Here is a 6000-nt window from a genome sequence, read left to right as displayed (position 1 = left end):
GGTCCGCGACGGTCAACTGGCTCTTGTCCACGGCAACCCCGATGCGGCGCATTCGCTCTCCTACACGGAGGACGTCGCGGCGGCGCTGGTGGCGGTCGGCAACGACGAGCGAGCCTGGGGCCGGGCCTGGCACGCCCCGGTGATCACCACGACCGTGCGTCATGCCGCAACCGGCCTCGCCGAACTTCTCGGAGCGCCCGAACCCCGGTTGGAGCCGCTCACCGAACGGGACCTGACCCTGCTGTCCTTCACCGATCCACTGTGGCGGGAGTTCGCCGAGATGAGCTACATGTCCGAGCGGCCGTTCATCGTGGACGACAGTGATATCCGCGAGACCTTCGGTATCAAGCCTTCAACGCTCCGCGAAGCGCTGGCGGCCTGATGCGGCAGTGGGCGGGCCGGAACTCCCGGCCCGCCCAGACCGCACATGAGGGGTGCGCAGAACTGTGGGAATCCGTGGTGCAGAACAGGAAGGCGTCACACTGATCAGTCGGGCGATGCCGCCGTTGCCTCGATCCTCGGCGGGAATGGGCTGGGCCGTGCTTCAGTGCCCGGGCTGAGGGGAGTGGGTGGGGTGTGTTGTTCGGGGATGCGTAGCTGCCCACATGGTGAGGAGTTTGAGCCGGTCCTCGGATGCGGTGCCGGGCTCGGCGGTATAGATGATCAGGTCGTGCACGGCTCGGCCCGGCAAAGGTAGGACGAGGGACTGGAAGGTCACTTCCAAGGGGCCGACGTCGGGGTGCTGGAGCCGTTTGACGCCGTCGTGGCGCATCAGGACGTCGTGCGCAGCCCATTGGCTGCGAAACTCCGGGCTGAGCGTGGACAGCTCGCCGACGAGTTCGCGCAGTGCCCGGTCGCGGGGCTCGCGCCCGACCTCAGCGCGCAGCAGGGCGGCGGTGGCGACGCCGGCGGCGCCCCAGTCGACGAAGAAGCCGCGGGCACCCGGGTCGAGGAAGACGTAGCGGGCGATGTTGGGGCGGCCGCGCTTGTCGACGGTGACGCTGTCGAACATCGGCGCGAGCAGGGCTCGGGCCAGGGGGTTGCCGGCGACGATGTCCGTGCGGCCGTTGCGTACGAACGCCGAGGACATCGTCATGGAGTCGAGCATCCACTGGACCTGGGGCGGGACCTCGACGTCCCTGCGCCGCGACGGCGTGCGACGTGCGTGCCGCGATGACCGGGCCAGGTCGAACAGGTAGGTGCGTTCGTCGTCGTCCAGTCGCAGGGCACGGGCGACCGCGTCGAGGACGTCTTCGGAAACGCCACCGATGTGCCCCTTCTCCAGTCGCGTGTACCACTCCGTGCTCACGCCGGCAAGGACGGCGACCTCTTCGCGCCGCAGCCCGGCGACCCGGCGGCGGGTGCTGGTCGGCAGTCCGACCTGCCCCGGGGTGATTCTGGCGCGTCGGCTCGCAAGGAAATCCCGGATCTCGCCGCGGTTTCCGGGCTGCTGGTCCATGTCATCGATGGTAGCCGCCGGTCACAGCGTGAGGGGGGTCGAGGTTGTACCCCCCATAGACGCGACCTTCTCCGGTGGCGGCGATCGCGGTCTTCTGGGGTGCGAACGTCCCGACACGATCCCGGGAACGGGCAATGGAGGTAGGACATGACGAGCAAGGCGCTCACTGTGCCGGCGGTGGCGTTGGGCACGTGGGCCTGGGGAGACAGCGGCGAGGCGGGCGACGGCTACTTCGGCAGCGAGATGAGCGAGTCCGGCCTGCGAGAGGTCGTCGAGAAGGCGCAGTCGAACGGGTTCACCCTGTGGGACACCGCGGTGGCATACGGCATGGGCCGCTCGGAGAGCGCCCTCGCCAAGGCACTGGCGGGCTACCACCGCAGCGAGTATCAGCTGTCGACGAAGTTCACTCCGCAGATCGCGGGTGACGGCGACGATCCGGTCGCGGACATGCTGGAGCAGAGCCTCGACCGGATGCGTACGGACTATGTGGATATTTTTTGGATCCATAATCCTGCTGACGTGGCGCGGTGGACGCCGTTTCTGATCCCGCTTCTCAAGAGCGGCAGAATCAAGCATGTCGGCGTCTCGAACCACAATATGGAGGAAATTGCTCTCGCCGATCGTATTCTCGGCGAGGCCGGTTTCCGCGTGGAGGCGGTCCAGAACCATTTCAGTCTTTTGTACCGTCGGTCTGAGCGCGCGGGAATCCTCGATTACTGCCGCGAGCACGACGTGCGGTTCTTCTCCTACATGGTTCTCGAGCAGGGGGCGCTGACCGGCAGGTACGGTCCGGCCGATCCGTTGCCGGAGGGCAGCAGCCGGGCGGCGGTGTACAACGGCATCCTGCACCGGCTGCAGGCCCTGACGGACCGGATGGGGGCGATCGGCGAGGATCGCGGCGCGTCCGCCGCTGATGTCGCCACGGCTTGGGCCATCGCCAAGGGGACCACACCGATCATCGGGGTCACGAAGGCGGGTCACGTCGACGGGTTGGTCCGGGCCGGCGGCATGCAGCTCGCTGACGCGGAGATCGCGGAACTCGAAGCGCTGGCGGATGCCACGGACGTCGACACGCGCGGCTGGTGGGAGCAGGAGATGTAATAGCAGCCGTCTGACTCATCCACGATGCCTTCGGCCAGCCGCACGGTGGGAGAAGCTGGTTCGGGGGTCGGAGTCGGCTGGGCGGAGAAGGCGTGCGAGGCGGCCGGGGCGGTCCGGATCGGTCGAGGACCCGGCGGCAGGCTGATCTTGCCCGGTGTGCGGTCCCAAGGCAGTCGTCGGTGCCATGTTCGGCCCGTCTCCGCGACGTCGCGGCCGAGGCAGTGGCCCGGGATCGCCTCGGCCTTGTGCGCAGACCGACCCGTGGTCTGCGCACAAGGCTTGTGGTTCCTCGGGTGGTGTGCTCAGTCGGTGCCGAATTCCATCGCGGCGCGGTCGAGCATCTCCTCGTCGTCGGAAACCTCGCCGCGCGAGGCGATGGCCTCGGCGCCACCCTGCGGCATCGCACCGATCAGCCCGGTCGACGCCGCCTGGGCGGCACCGACGAGCGCGGACTGGCCGGAGCCGACCATGCCGAGGTCCGCGTACTGTTCGAGCCTGGCGCGGGAATCGGCGATGTCGAGATTGCGCATGGTGAGCTGGCCGATCCGGTCCACCGGGCCGAACGCCGAGTCCTCGGTCCGCTCCATCGACAGCTTGTCCGGGTGGTAGCTGAAGGCCGGGCCGCTGGTGTCGATGATCGAGTAGTCCTCGCCGCGCCGCAGCCGGAGCGTGACCTGGCCGGTGACCGCCGAGCCGACCCAGCGCTGCAGCGACTCGCGCACCATCAGCGCCTGGGGGTCGAGCCAGCGGCCCTCGTACATCAGCCGGCCGAGGCGCCGCCCCTCGTTGTGGTACTGGGCGAGGGTGTCCTCGTTGTGGATCGCGTTGACGAGCCGTTCGTAGGCCGCGTGCAGTACTGCCATGCCGGGCGCCTCGTAGATGCCGCGGCTCTTGGCCTCGATGATCCGGTTCTCGATCTGGTCGGACATGCCCATGCCGTGGCGGCCACCGATCGCGTTCGCCTCCATCACCAGGTCGACCGGGGAGGCGAACTCGCGGCCGTTGATCGTCACCGGGCGGCCCTGGTCGAAGCCGAACGTCACGTCCTCGGTGGGAATCTCGACCTCGGGGTCCCAGAACCGCACGCCCATGATCGGGTCCACGGTCTCGACGCCGGTGTCCAGGTGTTCCAGGGTCTTGGCCTCGTGGGTGGCGCCCCAGATGTTGGCATCGGTCGAGTACGCCTTCTCGGTACTGTCGCGGTAGGGCAGCCCGTGGCTGAGCAGCCACTCCGACATCTCCTTGCGACCGCCGAGTTCGGAGACGAAGTCCGCGTCCAGCCAGGGCTTGTAGATGCGCAGGTGGGGGTTGGCGAGCAGGCCGTAGCGGTAGAACCGCTCGATGTCGTTGCCCTTGAAGGTCGAGCCGTCGCCCCAGATCTGGACGTCGTCCTCGAGCATCGCCCGCACCAGCAGGGTGCCGGTGACGGCGCGGCCGAGCGGTGTGGTGTTGAAATACGCGCGCCCGCCCGAGCGGATGTGGAAGGCGCCGCAGGCGAGCGCGGCGAGGCCCTCCTCGACGAGGGCCGCACGGCAGTCGACCAGGCGTGCGATCTCGGCGCCGTACAGCTTGGCGCGGCCGGGCACCGAAGCGATGTCGGGCTCGTCGTACTGGCCGATGTCGGCGGTGTAGGTGCAGGGGACGGCACCCTTGTCGCGCATCCATGCGACGGCGACCGATGTGTCGAGGCCGCCTGAGAAGGCGATGCCGACGCGCTCGCCACTGGGCAGTGAGGTGAGAACCTTGGACATGGAGAGAGTATGCAACCCTCTGCATGATCATGCAAACACTGGTGCGGACAGCCGTGCCCGGCCCACCGGCCGGCGCCCCCGAGGGGACGCCGCGGGCTGGGCTTCGTGCCTCGAGACGGCTTCACGGCCTGGGCGGGCGGCGCGGACGGTCGGCTTCCGGCAGGCGCGGAGATGTCGATGAGGAGGAGCGGGCCGACCGGCTGCGGTCCGGCGGGTCGGCCCGGCTGCCGGTCTCCTCAGGACGGTCCCTCGCCCGCGGCGCAGCCGCTGGCCGACTCCTGCGCGGGCACGCGGTCGTCGAGGAGAACCGTGACCGGGGCGCCCTCGGCGCGCAGTCCGCGGAGGGTCTCGGCGATCCGCGCGTAGATCGTGCTGGCGAGCATCCAGTCGGCCTGGGCCGCCATACGGTCGGTGTCGCCGTCGTACGCCGTCTCCCAGCGGTTGCGCAGCGCGATCAGGGAGGCGACGACCGACCGGCCCGACAGCTCGACGGCGACCCGGCCGTCCCCGGCATCCGTGAACTGCGGAGGTGTGCGGAAGTGGGAGTGTGCTTCGGCGACGGAGGCCAGGAACTCCCAGGTGTCGCGGTGGCAGGTGAGCGTGATGCGGGAGACGCCTGCTGCGCGCAGCAGGTGGCGGGCGTGGCCGGCGCTGCTGTAGACGGGCGGCTCGCTGCCGGGGTGTGTGTCCTCGTGGGTGAGGAGGCGGGTGAGCTCCGCCTCGTCGAGGACGTCGATGTCGGAATCGTCCTGGTCCGTGACGGTGTCCCGTTCCTCTTCGGCGGCGCCCTCCAGGGGCGGCTCGGCCGGCCGGCTCTCCGGTGCGGCGTGGCCGGTGGCGTCGTGGTCGGCCTGGCGGGGCGCGGGCAGCGTGACGTCGACGGCCGGCGCTTCGGGATCGGCATGCGGGGCGGCGGCCGCGGGGTGGGGGTGCGGCCCGGTGAGCGTGGTGCATGCCTGGTGGACGTGCGCGACGGTCTGGGCGTCGCTCGCGGTCTTGCGGACGATGTCCGCGAGTTCCTGGACCGTCTCTCGCAGCGCCGTGATCTCCCGGCGCAGCGAGGCGGCCTCGTTGGTCGCTTCGGTGGCCTTGGTGACCGCAGTGACGACCCGGTTGCGGGTTTCCCGCGCGTCGGCCTTCAGCGCTTCCTCAGTCTGGCCGAGCCGATCCTGGAGGCTGCTGAACGCCCCGTCGAAACCGCTGCTGAGTTCACCTACGGCGTTCACGATGTTGTTCCGGGTGTCCACCAGGACGGTGACGAACTCGCCTGCTCCGCGTGCCACTTAGCTCCTCTGATCTTGATCGGTGGATCATCTGCCACCCGCAGTCTGCCGATGGAGGGCGCCGCGGCGGGGCGATCGGCTGGAGATCACCCGGGAGAGTGAACTCCGGCCTCTGCCGATCCCGGTGGTGGGAGGGGCGGCTGCGGTGGCCGGGCGTGGTTCTGTTCGGTGGGCCGGCTGCAGCCACGGTTTCGGTGTCCGCCCGGGATTGGTCGGTTTCCGCTTTCAGGAGCGGACCGCAGCGTCCTGAGCCACCCTCTCGGTCCTGAACGGCTCGCGCACGACTCCGCGATCACGATTCCGTGCCCGAGCAGGCTCAGCCGCTCCTCGATTCCCGCGGCGGCGGCCGCGAAGAAGCGCGGCAGGGCCTCGGCGGGTTCGTGGACGACCGTCAGCTCCTGAGTCA

General features: G+C 69.5%; 4 protein-coding genes and 1 pseudogene. 2 read left to right on the top strand and 3 right to left on the bottom strand.

What is annotated here, in order from left to right:
• A pseudogene (locus EMA09_RS28580) lies at window positions 1-382 on the top strand (NAD-dependent epimerase); the annotation flags it as partial.
• A gap of 162 nt (window positions 383-544) precedes the next feature.
• Here EMA09_RS28580 and EMA09_RS27965 read toward each other — a convergent pair.
• Complete coding sequence (locus tag EMA09_RS27965) at window positions 545-1459, bottom strand: helix-turn-helix transcriptional regulator (RefSeq protein ID WP_129843738.1); 915 nt, start codon at window positions 1457-1459, stop codon at window positions 545-547.
• Window positions 1460-1606: 147 nt separating this feature from the next.
• Between EMA09_RS27965 and EMA09_RS27960 the strand changes: the two genes are divergently transcribed.
• Window positions 1607-2560, top strand: coding sequence for an aldo/keto reductase (locus EMA09_RS27960; protein ID WP_129843737.1), 954 nt, complete (start codon window positions 1607-1609; stop codon window positions 2558-2560).
• 302 nt (window positions 2561-2862) lie between these two features.
• Here the strand turns inward: EMA09_RS27960 and argG are convergent, their stop codons facing one another.
• Together argG and EMA09_RS27950 are read right to left on the bottom strand one after the other, a co-directional pair.
• Window positions 2863-4311, bottom strand: coding sequence for an argininosuccinate synthase (gene argG / locus EMA09_RS27955; protein ID WP_129843736.1), 1449 nt, complete (start codon window positions 4309-4311; stop codon window positions 2863-2865).
• Window positions 4312-4547: 236 nt separating this feature from the next.
• Window positions 4548-5594 carry a hypothetical protein gene (locus EMA09_RS27950; protein ID WP_129843735.1) on the bottom strand — a complete coding sequence of 349 codons (1047 nt, stop codon included), beginning with the start codon at window positions 5592-5594 and terminating at the stop codon, window positions 4548-4550.
• Window positions 5595-6000: the final 406 nt, after the last annotated feature.

Source organism: Streptomyces sp. RFCAC02 (genome assembly GCF_004193175.1).
In the GTDB taxonomy this organism is placed as follows: domain Bacteria; phylum Actinomycetota; class Actinomycetes; order Streptomycetales; family Streptomycetaceae; genus Streptomyces.
The sequence above is the reverse complement of the archived record's forward strand: the minus strand, read 5'-3'. Positions and strand labels throughout refer to the sequence as shown.

Excerpts from the sequence above, each read along its gene's own strand:
- argG (WP_129843736.1), bottom strand. The coding sequence starts at position 4,311 with ATGTCCAAGGTTCTCACCTCACTGCCCAGTGGCGAGCGCGTCGGCATC.
- EMA09_RS27965 (WP_129843738.1), bottom strand. The coding sequence starts at position 1,459 with ATGGACCAGCAGCCCGGAAACCGCGGCGAGATCCGGGATTTCCTTGCG.
- EMA09_RS27960 (WP_129843737.1), top strand. The coding sequence starts at position 1,607 with ATGACGAGCAAGGCGCTCACTGTGCCGGCGGTGGCGTTGGGCACGTGG.